This is a genomic window from Agreia sp. VKM Ac-1783 (genome assembly GCF_900177765.1).
In the GTDB taxonomy this organism is placed as follows: Bacteria; Actinomycetota; Actinomycetes; order Actinomycetales; family Microbacteriaceae; genus Agreia.
On the sequence record NZ_FXWI01000002.1, the window covers coordinates 803,137 to 818,221 of the forward strand.

Consider the following 15,085-nt stretch of genomic DNA (forward strand, 5'->3'; position numbering starts at 1 on the left):
GCATCGTCGTCGACACGCTCCGACATTACTGCCGCGATACCGGGCCTGTCACCCGCCCGTTCAGGATCGAAGCGTGTGCCGCGCACTCGGTGCGCGGCACACGCCTACTCAGCTCGTGACTCGATTGCGACGAGCGCGCCTTCTCGCCCACAGCGTCGCCGCCCCGGCCGCCAGCAGCAGCGCCGCGAGCACTCCGGCGAGGCCGACCGAGAGTCCCGTAGCGGCGAGCCCTGCCCGTGGATCGCTGGCCGGCGCCGAAGGCCCGTCAGTCGACGGTGCGGTCGTCGGCGTTCCGGATGCGGCGGCGATCCGCACGTCGACCGGAGCCGACGTCACCCCCTCTCCGACCACGTTGCGGGCCGACACCGTGAAGCTCGCCACAGAGCCCGGAACCAGCCCGGTGACACGGCATTCACCCTCCGTGACTTCGCACACCGAGCCCGCTGCCCGCGCATTCGCGGCGACCTCGGCTGCCTCGGCGGCCGAGCGCACGACGTACGACGTGACCGGCGACCCGCCGTCGTCCTCCGGCGCAGCCCACGTGATGGTCGCGACCCCCGGCTCGGTCGACGTCGCCGCCACCGAGGTCGGAGCCCCGGGAGCTGCTAGCACCGGCTGCGGATCGTACATTCCGCCGTACAGCGGCGTGATCGTCAGGCTCTCGATCTCGGCCGATCCTCCGGTCGACAGGAGCGAGATCCCCGTCGACGACGGGTCGGGGAACACCTGGTCGGTGATCGTCGTCGAACCGCCCTGCGCGAAGGCCTGCACCGACGCGTTGTCGACATAGACCTCCAGGCGCAGACGCCCGTCGTCATCCAGCGCCACGGGCGCCGTCTCGACCGACGAGAACGTCGGGTTGAACGAGACGTCACCCGATGCTCGGCGATCCAGGCTCAATGATCCGGATGCGGTGTCGTACGTGAGCGGCGTCGACTGCGTGCCGTCGCTCGACGTGCGCAGGGCGAGGCCGAAGCTCGACGCCGTACCCGGCTTGAGCACGGCATCCACTCGGTAGACCGCGCCGACATCGTCGACGGGCAGAGCGGTCTCGCCCTCGGCGACGGGGCCGGCGGGCACGCTCACCGCGGCGAAGGGCTTCGACAGCCCGTCGACCTGCTCCACCACGTCGGAGACCAGCTTCGGTCGCCCGTCGATGCTCTTGAGCGACAGCTCGCGAGGCAGAGCCATTGCGCTCCTCCACTGACCGGTCGGGATATCGTTCGCGTACTCCCAGTTGTTCATCCAGGCGACCATGATGCGCTTGCCGTCGGGAGCGTTGTCGTAGGTGACGCCCGCGTAGAAGTCGCGGCCCCAGTCGAGCCAGTCGTACGACTCGAGGCGCGGCGCGGCGGCTTTGTCGGAGAACATGAACTGATCGGCCAGGACGTGGCCCCATCCGGCGCGGCTGTTGTCGACCACCGTGATGTGCGCGGTCTTGCCGATGAGGTCGGACACGTTCCACGAGGCCCAGTCCAGCGTCTCGCTGTCGTTGCCTGTCGTGCTTCGAGCCACCTGGCCATCGACAACGAGGTTGACCGAGGTCTCGTTACTGCGAACAAGGGCCGGGCTGTCGGCCAGAACGACCTCGTCGAGAGTGAGGTGGCCCCATCCCCCGGTCGCCTGGTCGTTCACGCGCACCTGAGCCTGCCTACCCTGGTATTCGCTGACATCCCAGCTTTTCCAGTTCAATGCCCCGTCGTTCTCTCCCGATGCGGTATCGACGACGATCCCGTCGACGAGCAGCTCGGCCTGCAGCACCTGGCTGCTCGTCCCGTCGCGCTTTCCTCCTCCGATCAGCATGCTGACGAAGGACTTGTCGATGGTGAACGCCTCCGATGTCATCGTTCCGATGTTGTCGTCACCATTCGGCCCACCGTCCCAGGTATTGATGCGCTTGGCTCCGATCGCGTAGTCGCCACCGGATGTCGATGGGTTGCGTTCCGCTACGAAGTCACCCGTCACGGTCCAGCCGTGATCGACGACGCTCTCGCTGCCCGGGTACTCGAAGCCGTCGAAGAGCAGCTCGCTGTCGGCGGGCGGCTCGTTGCCCAACTGGCTGCCGTCGACGCGTGGGTGCTTGCCGCCGCCGACGAGGAAGTTGACGTAGTCCTTGCTCACCGTGAAGTCCGGTGACGACATGCTTCCGAGCGGCCAGTCGCCATCGTTGAACCCGTTGATGAGTCCAGCCCCGATCTGACCGACGACCGCCTGCTGTCCGTCGATCGCGCCGGTGGCCGGCTGGTCTCCGAATGGTCCGTTCTTCCAGTTCCCCGGCTCGTTGGCGGCGGTCCACCCCGAGTAGGTTCCGTCGTCGAAGCCGGCGAACAGCTCGCCCTCCGGCAGAGAGTCTGTCGGCTGCGTCGAGTCGGACGTGAACGTGGTGCCGTCGAAGTCGCCCACGAAGTACTGACCGCCGGAGCCGCCTGACACGGCGCCCGGGTTGAGGTTCACCACCATGACCCACTTGGTGTTCGCCGGGTCGCCGTCGACAGCGAGCGGAAAGAGATCCGGGCACTCCCAGATGCCGGCCGTCGCATTGGCCGGCCCGAAATCGCTGAGGTAGGTCCAGTCGATCAGGTTGTCAGAGCGGTAGAGCAGAACGCGGTGCTCGGTCGCCTCGACGGTCGCCACGACCCAGTAGGACTTCTCAGGTGATCCGCCGTCGTACCAGAACATGTGTGGGTCTCTGAAGTTGTTCGAGTCGCGGTCGAGGATCGGGTTGCCGGAGTACTTGATCCAGGTCGCGCCCGCGTCAGTGCTGTAGGCGAGCGCCTGGGCCTGCTTGCCCGTCTTGTAGGCGGCGGTGTACATGGCGACAAGAGGTGGATTGTCGGCCGTTCCGAGGCCAGACGTGTTGTCGTGGTCGACGACGATCGAGCCGGAGAAGATATCCGCATCGGCGTCTTGGGGAATCGCCAGCGGCTGCTCCGACCAGTGCACCAGATCGGTGCTCGTGGCGTGGCCCCAGCTCATGTTTCCCCAGGTCGTGCCGAAGGGGTTGTACTGATAGAAGAGGTGATAGACGCCCTCGTAGTAGACGAGACCGTTCGGGTCGTTCATCCAGTTCTTCGCGGGACTGTACCCGAGGTACGGCCGGTAGGGCTCGGCCGGAGGGGCCGCGTCAGACACCGCTGCGGCTCCGACCGATTGAACCGCCGATACGGCCATCGGATGCGCGGCCGCTGTCGATGCGGCACCAGAGACCCCGGCCGCCAGAAGGAGAAAAGCACTGGTCGCGGCCGTGATCCTCGTGGCCGAGCCGGGCCGATTTCTTGAATGCTGTTGCTGTTTATCGTGATGTTTCACAGGACGCCCTTCACTGCGCGTTGTCGAGATGACATCGATGTCATCAATCGCGAGTGATGTTACGGAATGTCCACCGAACAATTCAAGAAGTGATTCGGATTACGTGCCGAGCGACTCAGGACGGCCGGATCTCCCCCGAGCCCCTCGCGATGAGCCGGGTCGGAACGACGAAGTCCCGCGGCGGCTCATCGAGACCATCGAGTCGATCGAACACGCGGCGTGCGGCGATCTCCCCGATAGACGTCGGATCTTGCGCGACGACGGTGATCGCCGGCTCGAGCAGCGCCGCCATGGGCACATCGTCGAATCCGACGAGGGCGACCCGAGTCGATGCCCCAGCCGACCTCAGCGACGTGATCGCCCCGACGGTGATGAGGTTCTGAGCACTGAAGATGGCGGTGGGAGGATCGTCGAGCGCGAGAAGTCGGGCGACCGCATCAGAGGCCTTCTCTTCGTCATCGAGATTGTCGACGATGAGCCGGCCCTCCGGAGCGAGCCCATTGCGTCGAAGCGTGTCGAGATAGCCGCGCTTGCGCTCTCGAGCGGTAAAGATCTTCTCATCGTCGCCCAGATAGGCGATGCGTCGGTGGCCCGTTGCGAGAAGATGCTCGACCGCACCCGTCGCGCCTTCGGCGTTCTCGGTGATCACGACGTCGGCGTCGATGCCGTTGGGCCGACGGTCGACGAACACGATCGGAATACCCTGATCGACTTGAGCGCCGAGATAGGCCTGACTCGGCTGAATCGTCGTCAAGATCAAGCCATCGACCCGCCTTCGGAGGAAAGCGTTCACAGACGAGAGCTCACGCTCTGGATCTTCGTCGAGACTCGACGCGAAGACTGCTACGTGCCGCTCGAGGGCGATGTCTTCGACAGCGCGATGCACGGCTGCAGAGAAAGGGTTCGCCACACTTCCGACGAGCAGCCCCAGCGTGTCCGTCCTGCGATCCGCGCGCCTCAGATTCCCGGCCTGGATGTCGGGCTGATACTGCAGTTGCTCAGCGGCCCGACGAACCCGAGCAATGGTCTCCTCCGACACATGAGGCTCGCGGTTGATCACACGCGACACGGTCTTGACCCCCACCCCCGCCAGATCGGCCACGTTCTTCATGGTGGGACGGCGACGAAGCGCTTCGCTTCGCTTGGGATCTGATAACGATGTCATAACTGCACTTCTTCTTCGAGGTTTAACTTGACTCTACCGATCAAACACGCCTATACCTATACCTGACATCGTTGTCGGGCAGATCGCCCCCTGAGCCAATGAGGACTCCATGAACACACGCAAATCGCCCATCGCCCGGCTCGCCGGCTTTGGCACCATCGCGCTCGTCGCATCCGTGGGGCTCGCCGCCTGCTCGAGCGGCGGCGCATCCACCAGCACCGACTCTGCCGGCAGCGGCGGCGACGCTGGTGTCACGCTCATCGTGAAGACCACGACCAACCCCTTCTTCGTCGCCATGGAAGACGGCGCGAAGGCCGCGGCCGACAAGGCGGGCGTCAAGCTGACGCTGGCGGCCGGCAAGGAAGACGGTGACGAGGACACTCAGATCCAGGCGATCGAGAACGCGATCTCGAAGGGCGACAAGGGCATCCTCATCACGCCCAACGGCCCTTCGGTCGTCGACGCCATCCAGAAGGCGCGCGACGCGGGCCTCTACGTCATCGCGCTCGACACGGCCCCCGACCCCGCCGATGCCGTCGACATCACCTTCGCCACCGACAACTTCAAGGCGGGCGAGTCGATCGGAAAGTGGACCGCGGCTCAGCTCGGCGGCAAGAAGGCGACGATCGCCATGCTCGACCTCTTCAACGACAAGGTCGTCTCGGTCGACTACAACCGCGACCAGGGGTTCCTGACGGGAATGGGCATCGACACCGCCGACGACCAGAAGAACGGCGACGAGGCCAAGACCGGCAAGTACAGCGGCGGCGACTACGAGATCGTCGGTAACGAAGCCACCGACGGAGCCGAAGACGGCGGACGCACGGCGATGGAGACCCTGCTGTCGAAGAACTCCGACATCAACGTGGTCTACACGATCAACGAGCCGGCCGCCTACGGTGCGTACCAGGCCCTTCAGGCCGCGGGCAAGGAAAAGGACGTGCTGCTCGTCTCGATCGACGGCGGTTGCGCCGGCGTGAAGAACGTAGCCGACGGCGTCATCGGAGCGACGGCGCAGCAGTACCCGGTCAAGATGGCCGAGCTCGGCGTCGAAGCCATCGCCAAGCTGGCCGCCGATGGCACGAAGCCGTCGACCAGCGCGGGACTCGACTTCTTCGACACCGGCTCGGCGCTCGTCACCGAGAAGCCCGTCGATGGGCTCGACAGCATCACGGCTGCCGCCGCGACCGACATCTGCTGGGGCAAGTAGCCCGACGGCCGGGGGTGGAACTCTCCACCCCCGGCACCCCTTTGCTTCACCTCCCCAGAAAGGCCCTCGTGACTTCTCCCAATCCGGTGACCAACCCACCGACGTCTTCGCTCGCTCTCGCTTCCGAGTTCCTCGACCGCCGCACGCCCATCGATCGTGTGCGAGGCGTTCTGCACCGCTACCCGGCCGTCAGTCCGGCCGTGGTTCTCGTCATCGCCGTCATCGTCTTCGGCATCCTCAATGACAGATTCCTCGCCCCCGCCAACCTCTCGCTGATCACCCAGCAGGTCGCGGTCGTCGGAACCCTCGCCGTGGCCCAGACGCTGATCATCCTCACCGCGGGAATCGACCTCTCGGTCGGCGCCGTGATGGTGCTCGCGTCTATGGTGATGGCGCAGACCGCAACGCAGAACGGGGTTCCCGCCTTCCTGGCGCTCCTGATCGGCATCCTGGTCGCCGTCGCCGCAGGACTGTTCAACGGACTGCTCGTCACCAAGCTGCGACTGCCCCCGTTCATCGTGACCCTCGGCACCCTGAACATCTTCGTCGCTCTCACCCTGCTGTACTCGGCCGGTTCCACCGTTCGCGGCTCCGACATGCCGGCGCTGCTACCGTCGACGGGCCAGACCTTCGATCTCTTCGGTGTCCGGGTCAGCTTCGGCGTCATCATCATGCTCGCGCTGTACATCGTGGTCGCCTTCATCCTGGGCAAGACCGCCTGGGGTCGCCACGTCTATGCAGTCGGCGACGACAAAGAGGCCGCGCGTCTCGCCGGTATCAGCGTCAACCGCGTGCTCGTCAGCGTGTACATCGCCGCCGGCGCCATCCTGGCCATCGGCGCCTGGATTCAGATCGGCCGAAGCAACGCGGCCAGCCCGAACGCCGGAGCCGACCTCAACCTCGACTCGATCACGGCCGTCGTGATCGGCGGAACGAGCCTGTTCGGTGGTCGAGGCACGATCTGGGGCACGCTGCTCGGCGCCCTCATCGTGGGAGTCTTCCGCAACGGGCTCTCGCTCGCCGGACTCGACGTGCTCTACCAGACGCTCGCCGTGGGCATTCTCATCATCGTCGCGGTCGGCGTCGACCAGTGGATTCGAAAGGTACGCAAGTGACCATCACAGACAACGTCGTTCCCGAAGCCGAGACGCGCACGCCCGTTCTGCAGGCCCGTCGGCTCGTCAAGACCTTCGGCCGAGTCGTCGGCCTCGACGGCGTCAGCCTCGAGCTCTACCCGGGCGAGGTGCTCGCGATCATCGGCGACAACGGAGCCGGAAAGTCGACGCTCATCAAGTGCCTCACCGGCGCCGAGGTTCCCGACGAGGGCGAGATCTTCCTCGACGGCAAGCGGGTCTCGTTCAAGCGCCCGCAGGATGCCCGCGTGGCCGGCATCGAGACCGTCTACCAGAACCTCGCCGTCTCTCCGGCGCTCGATGTGGCCTCGAACCTGTACCTCGGTCGAGAGAAGCGCAAGAAGGGAATCCTGGGTTCTGTCTTCCGCATGCTCGACACCGCCGGAATGCGGCGTGAGGCGAAAGAGGAGCTGACGAAGCTCGGCATCTCCACGCTCCAAGACGTCACCGTGCCCGTCGAGAATCTCTCCGGAGGACAGCGTCAGGCTGTGGCCGTCGCGCGATCGGCAGCATTCGGCTCGAAGGTCGTGGTCTTGGACGAGCCGACAGCCGCCCTCGGTGTTCGCGAGTCGAACCAGGTGCTCGAGCTGATCCGCAATCTGCGCGACCGCGGTGTGCCCGTCATCCTGATCAGTCACAACATGCCGCACGTGTTCGACGTGGCCGATCGCATCCATATTCAGCGTCTCGGAAAGCGAGCGGCGACCATCACGCCGCAGTCGCACTCGATGACCGACGCCGTCGCCATCATGACGGGTGCGGCCACCGCGTGAGCGCCGTCGCCCCCGCTCCGAAGGTGCTGTACGCGGAGTTCACGGCGCTGCCCGGATGCGAGGAGATCGTGGACGAGCTCCTCGCAGGGCTGGCAGACGACGTGAGACGTGAGCCCGGATGCATCGAGTTCGCTCCGTACCGAGTGAGCACGGAGCCTTCGCGGTTCTTCGTCTACGAGGTGTACCGCGACGATGACGCGTTCACAGCGCACATCGACGCTCCCTACGGTCGTGTCTTCAATGACAAGCTCGCTCCTTTGATCGTCGAAGACGGTTCGCAGCTAACCTGGCTGCAGCCGCTTTCGAGCTGATCATTTTCTCGGCTGGCTCTGCCCGCTCTTCTTGGGCGGGCAGAGCCATTTCCCTGTTTCGAAAGGCCTTCCGTGTCGCACCCGCTCACCGCAGTCACCGCGATCGGTGAATCCCTCGTCGACGTGATCGTGGGCTCCGACGGAGTACCCAGCACGGAGCATCCCGGAGGCTCGCCGATGAACATCGCGCTCGGCTTGGCACGTCTGGACAGGCCCGTCGCTCTCGTGACGCACATCGGCAACGATGCCCGAGGCATGTCGATCGCCACGCATCTGCGCGACGCGGGCGTCACCCTCGCCGTCGGCTCGATCCGCGACGAGCCGAGCTCGACGGCCACGGCCTACCTCGCAGCCGACGGCTCCGCACGGTATGTCTTCGACCTCCGGTGGTCGCTTCCACTCGGACTCTGCGTCGACGACCCTGTACTCGCGGGATCGGAACTCCTCCACGTCGGATCGATCGGAGCGTTCCTCGAGCCCGGCGGAAGTACGGTCGTTTCTCTGCTGAAACAGCTCGCCGATTCCGATCGACCGCCTCTCATCTGCTTCGATCCGAACATGCGACCGAGCATCGTGACCGATCATGATGCCGCTCTTGCCCGCTTCGAGCAGATCGCAGCGCTCGCTGCCGTGGTGAAGCTCAGCGACGAAGACGCCGAATGGCTTTACCCCGAGCTCGGTCTCGAGGCGGCGATCGAGCACATCCTGAGATTAGGCGTCGGGCTTGTGACGCTGACCCTGGGCAGCGCCGGGGCTCTGCTGGCGACGCGCTCGCTGCGGGTGACCGTGCCCGGTGTCGCTGTCGTGGTCGCAGACACCATCGGCGCGGGCGATTCCTTCATGAGTGCGTTGATCGACTTCGTCGCTCGCCTGCTCGACGAGGGCGTCCCCTCCGACGCACTCCGAAACGGCCTGGCATTCGACGCTCAGCTGCTCACATCCATCGGCGAGTACGCCGTGCGCTGCGCCGCCATCACCGTCTCGCGTCCCGGCGCCAATCCGCCCAATCGCGCCGAGGTCGGCTCCATCAGCGGGGATCCGCTCGTCTCTTAGTGAGTGAAGACGTCGTTGAGGGTCACGGCGGGAACCATTGCGCCGCGAAGTCCGAGTCGAGTCATTCGGTGACATTGGGGCAGGTGTCGATCCCTCGCGTCGCGCGCGCACGCCGAGATTAGCGTCGAGCTGCACCGGATGCACCGGCACCGATCACGTCAGAAGGGTTTCCCATGTCGACAAGCGTCATCGACTTCATCATCAGCCGAATCCGATCATGGGGAGTCACCCGGGTGTTCGGCTATCCGGGCGACGGTGCGGGCGCCTTCGACGGCGCACTCGGACGAGCGGAGCGCGCCGAGAACGGCGTGGAGTACATCCGACCGACTCATGAGGAGATCTGCAGTCTCATGGCGACCGCTCACGCGAAGTTCACCGGCGACGTCGGCGTGTGCATCGCAACCTCCAGTCCCGGCGCCTTCCACTTTCTCAACGGTCTGTACGACGCTCAGATGGACAACCAGCCGGTGGTCGCGATCGTCGGCCAACAGGGGCTGAACGCGCTCGGCACGTTCTCCATGCAGGAGAGCAATCTCGAGCGGTGTTCTCCGATGTCGCGGTGTACGTGCAGACCGTCGTCTCCCCGCAGCAGGCGCAGGCGGTTGTCGACACCGCCTTCCGTACCGCCCTCGTTCGACGAGGCCCTGCGGTCATCGTGATCCCCCACGACGTTCAGGCCATGAAGATGGTGGAGCCCCAGGCAGAGAATTGGATGTCACGGTCGAGCGCCGTCGCGCCCTCCACCGCCGTCGTTCCGCCTGAGGCCGATATCGCCGCTGCCGCCGCGCTGATCAACGCGGGGAAGAAAGTGACCTTCCTCGTGGGCCACGGAGTGAACGGCGCCACCGATGAAGTGCTCGAAGCGGCACGGCTCGCCGGCGCGGGAATCATCACCGTGCTGAGGGGCAAGCAGGTCGTGCCGTCAGACGTGCCGCACCACACCCAACAGCTCGGGCTGCTCGGGTCGTTGCCGAGCCTGCACCAGGTGGAGAAATGCGACACCCTCGTGCTCCTCGGAACCAACTACCCCTACGGCCAGTTCCTGCCGAAGACCGGGTCCGTCCGCGCCGTTCAGATCGACCTCAAGCCGGAACAGTTGGGGCTGCGGTACCCCACCGAGCTGAATCTCTGGGGCGACGTACGGGCCACGCTGGCGGCGATCATCCCCCACCTCGAGGCGAAGACGGATCTGAGCTGGCAGCAGAAGGTCGCTGACGAGATGGTGGATTGGGAGAATGAGATGCAGGCGCAAGCCGAGGTCTCCTACCCGGATGGCGTCAATCCGCGTCGAGTGGTGCACGAGGTCAACAAGCATCTGCCCCCGCGGGCGATCGTGACGGCGGATGCCGGTACCACGGCCGATTGGTACGGTCACCACATCCGCCTTCGAGAGGGCATGATGGGCGATCTCTCCGGCCGGCTGGCGAGCATGATGGCCGCTATGCCGTATGCCGTCGCGGCCAAATTCGCGTTTCCCGAACGCACAGTCGTGTGCACCATTGGTGATGGCGCCTTCCAGATGCTCGGCATGAACGAGCTGATCACGGTCAAGAAGTATCTGAGCCGGTGGAGCAACCCTCAGCTGATTGTGGTGGTGATCCACAACGACGATCTCAGCCAGGTCTCGTGGGAGATGCGCACGGAGGACGCCAATCCGGTGTGGCGCACCGCGCAGGATGTGGAGTCGGTCGACTACGCGGGATGGGCCGAATTGCTCGGGTTCACGGGTATCCAGGTGAGGAGCGACGACGAGATCGAGGAGGCGGTCGCCGCTGCCTTCGCCCATCGCGGCGTAACGGTCATCGACGCGTACTGCAGCCGCAACATCCCGCCGCTCCCCGCCCACATCTCCGCCGAGTTTGCGAAGAACACGGGCTTCGCCTTGCTCAAGGGCGACCCGTTCGCACCGGCAGTCGTACGCGACTCGGCCGAGGCGCTGGTGACCGAAGGCGTCGAACGCGTCAAGAACACGCTAGGCATCGGCTCCGACGACAAGCGGCGCGGCTGAGCTACCGAAGCAGCACGGGCCCAGCCCCTACCGCCACTCGGAACAACGAGTAAGGATATTCGCGCAGGTCGGTGCCGTTCTGGTACTTCTCCTGCCGGTGCAGCTGGTTCGCCGTGAAGTAGAGGTAGCCGTCGGTCGCGACGCTCATCGTGTCGGGCCAGAGTATGCGTGGATCGCGCGCCACCGTCTCGATCCGACCGCCCGGCAGGCGGCGCGTGATCGCGTTCTGTTCCCAATTGGTGGCGTAAATGCGACCGGCGTCGTCCGTCTCGAGTCCGTCTGCTCCCCCACCTTTGTCGCCCTCGTCGACCACCGTGCGGGCGACCGCATCGTCGTCGATCGTGCGGTCGAGGAGGGCGTCGGTGGACACGCTGTACCAGCGGCGCGAGGCGAGCGGGCAGTACCAGAGGCGGTCGCCATCGGTGGAGATCGCTATGCCGTCCGAGCCCATCGTGACAGGACTCGTCTCCCCCTCCGGGCCACGCTCGAGAAGCTGGCGCCCCTCGACCATCGCCACGTAGTCGGGCGGGGTGACGGCTACAGTCGAGGGATGGTCGTGCAGCCGCCGCCAGGCATCCCCACTGTCGAGGTCGACCACGATGATTCCGTTCGGGCCGCTGTCGGCGGAATCCGTGATGAACGCGACGTTGCGGCGCAGATCGAACCTGACGTCGTTCAGATAGGTCGTCGGCAAGGCGACCGAGGGCGAGAAGGTGATCGTCTGCACGATGGTGTCGGTCTCCAGGTCGACTCGCACCAGTTTCGGCCCACCGGGCCTCGTCTTCTGGAAGAGAGGTGAGCCTGTGTCCAGGATCCACAATCGATCCGCGGGATCGACGACGATGCTCTGTACCGAGACGAGAGCATTCGAGTCGTCGTCGCTGCTCGGCGAGTTCGCCTCCAGGCTGGGATACGGAACGGCCTCTCCGTCGATGATCTCGGCGACGGTGAACTCGACGTCGTCTCCCCATTTGGGGAAATTGACGAAGATCCGCCCGGTATGGGAGACGCTCACGCCCGTGGGCATCGGCCCCGAGGAGAAGCTGTGCACCACCTCGAGTGAACCGACGGAACGGTCTTCGGGCTGCGTTGTGTTCTGAGTCATGCCTCCACCCAATGCATCGAGCCGGGCGGCCGCAACCCCCTACAACTGGCCCCGTTCAGACATGGTAACCAGCTGCGTGCGTGACCCGCAGGTGGACTATCCGGGCCTGAGATCCAGGTAACCGGGCTAGGTGACCCTGACAGGGCGTGGCTCGCAGCGAGAAACGTTCATACGCTGTCACCTCGTAGCATCCACTCACCTCGGGAGGGCACGCATGTCGAAGGGGTCGTCGGTCCGAGACAAGGTCGCCGCCTCCGATGCGCCGTCTCAGAGCCTCGCTCTGACGGTGGTGTGCGCCGCACAGTTCGTGTTGCAGCTCGACTTCAGCGTGGTGAATGTCGCGCTGCCGTCCATCAAGGGCGGGCTGGGATTCTCCGACAGCGACCTTCAGTGGATCGTTACCGGCTATGCGCTCACCTTCGGCGCTCTCCTCCTCTTCGGCGGGCGGGCAGGAGACCTCTTCGGTCAGCGGAAGACGCTGCTTTTCGGGCTGATCCTCTTCGGAGTCGGATCCATCTGCGGCGGGCTGGCTCCCACACCCGAAGCTCTCATCGGTGCGCGCTTCATTCAGGGGGCGGCCGGAGCCCTCGTCTCACCCGCCGCGCTTTCGTCGCTGACTCTCCTCTTCCCCGACGGTGCGAGTCGGATCCGAGCCCTCGGCATCTGGCAAGGCGCCACCGCTGCCGGAGGAACAGCAGGCATTGTGCTCGGAGGGTTGATGGTCGAACTCCTCGGATGGAGAAGCGTCTTCATCATCAATGTTCCGGTCGTCGTCGCGCTCGTCATCCTGGTGCCCCGCGTCATCCCCCGACCGGTATCCGGCCGGCACGTATCCCTGCGTCTCGGGCCGTCTTTGCTGATCACCGTGGCCATCGGTCTGCTCATCTACGCGTTGAGCAATCTGGAAGAGTCTGGTCCGTTGAGCGTGTCGACCATCGTTCCCTTCATCGCCGGTCTCATCGTCGCCGCCGGCTTCGTCGTGACCGAGGTGCGCTCCCGCGATCCACTGATCTCGCGGGATCTGCTTCACTCTCGCCAGCGGCGCGGCGCTCTCGGTGTGATGCTGATCACCGGTGCCGTTCTCGCCGCCTATGTCTACTTCGTCTCGCTCTATCTGCAGACCGTGCTTCGAATGAGTCCTCTGCTCACCGGCATCAGCTTGCTTCCCGCAACTCTCACGATCGTTGTGCTCTCCTCGTTCATCGCCCGCCTGGTCATCACGAGGATCGGCTTGAAGGCGACAGCCCTCCTCGGAGCGCTGCTCGTTGCCAGCGGCCAAGCATGGTTCGTCTCCCTCTCCACCGCAGGCGAGTACCTCCTGAATGTCCTTCCGGCCCTCATCCTCACTGCGGCCGGCATCGGTCTGCTACTCCCCGCGGTGTCGATCGCCGCCACCTCAGACGTCGCGGCACATATTCAGGGCGCCGCGGCAAGCCTCCTGACGACCAGTCAGCAGGTCGGCGCGGCGCTCGGCGTGGCGACGCTCGCAACGATCGCCGCGACTCGCACTTCAGCTGGCGCCAGCGCGTCGGCGGGCTATTCGACCGCTTTCGTGGTCTCCGCGCTAGCGATGATTCTGGCGGTCGCCGTCGTAGCGGTGACCTTCCTAAAAAAGAACCAGGCGCAGTCGACGCCCTCGGACCAGACCGAACACTGATTGGAGAACATCATGACCGACTCGAACCAACAATCCGCCGCCCTGCACTTCTCGACAGACATCAAGCCGCTCTTTCGCGAATTCGACCGCAACAGCATGATCAAGGCATTCGACCTGTGGAATCACGCCGACGTCGTCGCCCACCAGGACGCCATTCTTCACGCCGTCGAAAGCGGCGCCATGCCCTGCAACGGGGCCTGGTCAGCATCCCAGGTATCCACCCTCAAGCGGTGGATCGCCGAGGGATCGACACCCTGACTGACGTACCCCCACAGGGACTCGAACTCGAAACATTGCCCCGCCTTCGCCCCGTTTCTGCGGAAATTCGGCGATATTCCGCGGATTTTGATCACGCTAGATAACGCTCAACTACGTCGGTTCTCGCGGAAGTGTGGGCAGAATGTGGGCAGGTCTCCACACCTTACTTAGCCCGGCCACAACGGAGGCATGGGTTGCCGCATGTGTCGTTTGATGGACGAGAGGCGCGCGCCAATAGAGTTCACCCCGCTTCGCGGTCGCGGAGTTCCTCGATATGAGAGGTACGGAACGACAGGCGGACAGGAATTCGTCTGCAGACGTTTTCTCCGAAGCAGAGCTGCCGACGCCCGGCCGCAGCCATTGCGGGTCTACGAGACTCAGATCGCCGGTCGTCTCTCATAAGCTCTGCTCATGCAAACCCGAACCGAAGCGGAGATCCTCGCCGCTAAAGCATCAGCCGGAGACCGTTACTCGCAGGCCGAGACCAACTACCGGCAGCAGCGCCACCTTTCAGACGACGAGCTCCGCGCGTGGATGACCGAACAGGCGTCGCTCGAGAAGGCCGAGATCCGTCAGGCGGTCGACGAAAAACGCGTCTATGTAGTCGCCGGCAAAGATGCGCATCGGGTGCATCTCTATGACTGCTCGAGTCTTCGCGAGCAGATCGACCGGGATCACGCCTGGTCGTTTTGGCAAATCGGCAGTGCCGAGAGTTTCAGGCTGCAGCTCGCTCACGGCGACGGTGGCCCAAGGATGCCGGAGCTTGTAGACCGGGCTGCGATCGAGGCACTCCGTTCCTATGTCACTTGCCAGATCTGTGCCCCGTCAGTAAGTCACACTTCCAAGTCCCGCGGGGTCCGAACGACGAAACTCACGAGCTTTTCTGCGCGTCATATTGGTAGAGAACTCTCCGCGCTGGACGGGACTTCACTCGGACTGCTTGAGCGCATCATCACCACTATCGACAGGTACAGTTCCTCGGTCGCGGTTCAGACCAGCACTGTGTCTTTCGACGAGACAGAACACCCCGCGGTGATCGTTGGGCCTGCTGTCTCGGGCACAGTTTCTTCGGGCTCAGCGCCCTCCACCGAGTGAACAAGTCA

The 15,085-nt window shown here is 64.7% G+C and carries 13 protein-coding genes; 10 read left to right on the top strand and 3 right to left on the bottom strand.

Annotated features, from left to right (window positions below; all coding sequences use genetic code 11):
* Window positions 1-108: 108 nt before the first annotated feature.
* Both CCK87_RS08845 and CCK87_RS08850 read right to left on the bottom strand, forming a co-directional pair.
* The gene (locus tag CCK87_RS08845; protein ID WP_349289988.1) at window positions 109-3,309 is read right to left on the bottom strand and encodes a GH32 C-terminal domain-containing protein; all 3,201 of its coding nucleotides are present in this window, start codon (window positions 3,307-3,309) and stop codon (window positions 109-111) included.
* Window positions 3,310-3,424: 115 nt separating this feature from the next.
* Window positions 3,425-4,474 (bottom strand): LacI family DNA-binding transcriptional regulator, encoded by a 1,050-nt coding sequence (locus CCK87_RS08850; protein ID WP_086461016.1) that lies wholly within the window; start codon window positions 4,472-4,474, stop codon window positions 3,425-3,427.
* Window positions 4,475-4,583: 109 nt separating this feature from the next.
* On the opposite strand from CCK87_RS08850, the gene CCK87_RS08855 reads away from it, so the two are divergent.
* From CCK87_RS08855 to CCK87_RS18680, 7 genes are all read left to right on the top strand, one after another.
* On the top strand, window positions 4,584-5,684 hold the full coding sequence (locus tag CCK87_RS08855) for a substrate-binding domain-containing protein (protein ID WP_086461017.1): 1,101 nt from the start codon (window positions 4,584-4,586) through the stop codon (window positions 5,682-5,684).
* 68 nt (window positions 5,685-5,752) lie between these two features.
* Complete coding sequence (locus tag CCK87_RS08860; RefSeq protein ID WP_086461257.1) at window positions 5,753-6,799, top strand: ABC transporter permease; 1,047 nt, start codon at window positions 5,753-5,755, stop codon at window positions 6,797-6,799.
* The gene (locus CCK87_RS08865) at window positions 6,796-7,590 is read left to right on the top strand and encodes an ATP-binding cassette domain-containing protein (RefSeq protein WP_086461018.1); all 795 of its coding nucleotides are present in this window, start codon (window positions 6,796-6,798) and stop codon (window positions 7,588-7,590) included. The genes CCK87_RS08860 and CCK87_RS08865 overlap by 4 nt, the downstream gene beginning before the upstream one ends.
* The gene (locus CCK87_RS08870) at window positions 7,587-7,901 is read left to right on the top strand and encodes a putative quinol monooxygenase (RefSeq protein ID WP_170927205.1); all 315 of its coding nucleotides are present in this window, start codon (window positions 7,587-7,589) and stop codon (window positions 7,899-7,901) included. The genes CCK87_RS08865 and CCK87_RS08870 overlap by 4 nt, the downstream gene beginning before the upstream one ends.
* A gap of 72 nt (window positions 7,902-7,973) precedes the next feature.
* Entirely contained in the window at window positions 7,974-8,954 is a 981-nt protein-coding gene (locus tag CCK87_RS08875; RefSeq protein ID WP_086461019.1) for a carbohydrate kinase, read from the top strand.
* Window positions 8,955-9,127: 173 nt separating this feature from the next.
* Window positions 9,128-9,613 carry a thiamine pyrophosphate-binding protein gene (locus CCK87_RS18675; protein WP_349289989.1) on the top strand — a complete coding sequence of 162 codons (486 nt, stop codon included), beginning with the start codon at window positions 9,128-9,130 and terminating at the stop codon, window positions 9,611-9,613.
* Complete coding sequence (locus tag CCK87_RS18680) at window positions 9,496-10,962, top strand: thiamine pyrophosphate-dependent enzyme (protein WP_349289990.1); 1,467 nt, start codon at window positions 9,496-9,498, stop codon at window positions 10,960-10,962. The genes CCK87_RS18675 and CCK87_RS18680 overlap by 118 nt, the downstream gene beginning before the upstream one ends.
* Window position 10,963: 1 nt before the next feature.
* Here the strand turns inward: CCK87_RS18680 and CCK87_RS08885 are convergent, their stop codons facing one another.
* Window positions 10,964-12,067 carry an L-dopachrome tautomerase-related protein gene (locus CCK87_RS08885; protein ID WP_086461020.1) on the bottom strand — a complete coding sequence of 368 codons (1,104 nt, stop codon included), beginning with the start codon at window positions 12,065-12,067 and terminating at the stop codon, window positions 10,964-10,966.
* A gap of 214 nt (window positions 12,068-12,281) precedes the next feature.
* Here CCK87_RS08885 and CCK87_RS08890 point away from each other — a divergent pair, with 214 nt between their 5' ends.
* From CCK87_RS08890 to CCK87_RS08900, 3 genes are all read left to right on the top strand, one after another.
* On the top strand, window positions 12,282-13,724 hold the full coding sequence (locus CCK87_RS08890) for an MFS transporter (RefSeq protein WP_086461021.1): 1,443 nt from the start codon (window positions 12,282-12,284) through the stop codon (window positions 13,722-13,724).
* A gap of 12 nt (window positions 13,725-13,736) precedes the next feature.
* Window positions 13,737-13,982, top strand: a complete 246-nt coding sequence (locus CCK87_RS08895; RefSeq protein ID WP_086461259.1) for a hypothetical protein — start codon at window positions 13,737-13,739, stop codon at window positions 13,980-13,982.
* Window positions 13,983-14,393: 411 nt separating this feature from the next.
* Window positions 14,394-15,077, top strand: a complete 684-nt coding sequence (locus CCK87_RS08900; RefSeq protein ID WP_086461022.1) for a hypothetical protein — start codon at window positions 14,394-14,396, stop codon at window positions 15,075-15,077.
* Window positions 15,078-15,085 lie beyond the last annotated feature (8 nt).

Coding starts and splice junctions, on each gene's coding strand:
- CCK87_RS18675 (WP_349289989.1), top strand. CDS start 9,128: ATGTCGACAAGCGTCATCGACTTCATCATCAGCCGAATCCGATCATGG.
- CCK87_RS08895 (WP_086461259.1), top strand. CDS start 13,737: ATGACCGACTCGAACCAACAATCCGCCGCCCTGCACTTCTCGACAGAC.
- CCK87_RS08885 (WP_086461020.1), bottom strand. CDS start 12,067: ATGACTCAGAACACAACGCAGCCCGAAGACCGTTCCGTCGGTTCACTC.
- CCK87_RS08900 (WP_086461022.1), top strand. CDS start 14,394: ATGCAAACCCGAACCGAAGCGGAGATCCTCGCCGCTAAAGCATCAGCC.
- CCK87_RS08855 (WP_086461017.1), top strand. CDS start 4,584: ATGAACACACGCAAATCGCCCATCGCCCGGCTCGCCGGCTTTGGCACC.
- CCK87_RS08890 (WP_086461021.1), top strand. CDS start 12,282: ATGTCGAAGGGGTCGTCGGTCCGAGACAAGGTCGCCGCCTCCGATGCG.
- CCK87_RS08850 (WP_086461016.1), bottom strand. CDS start 4,474: ATGACATCGTTATCAGATCCCAAGCGAAGCGAAGCGCTTCGTCGCCGT.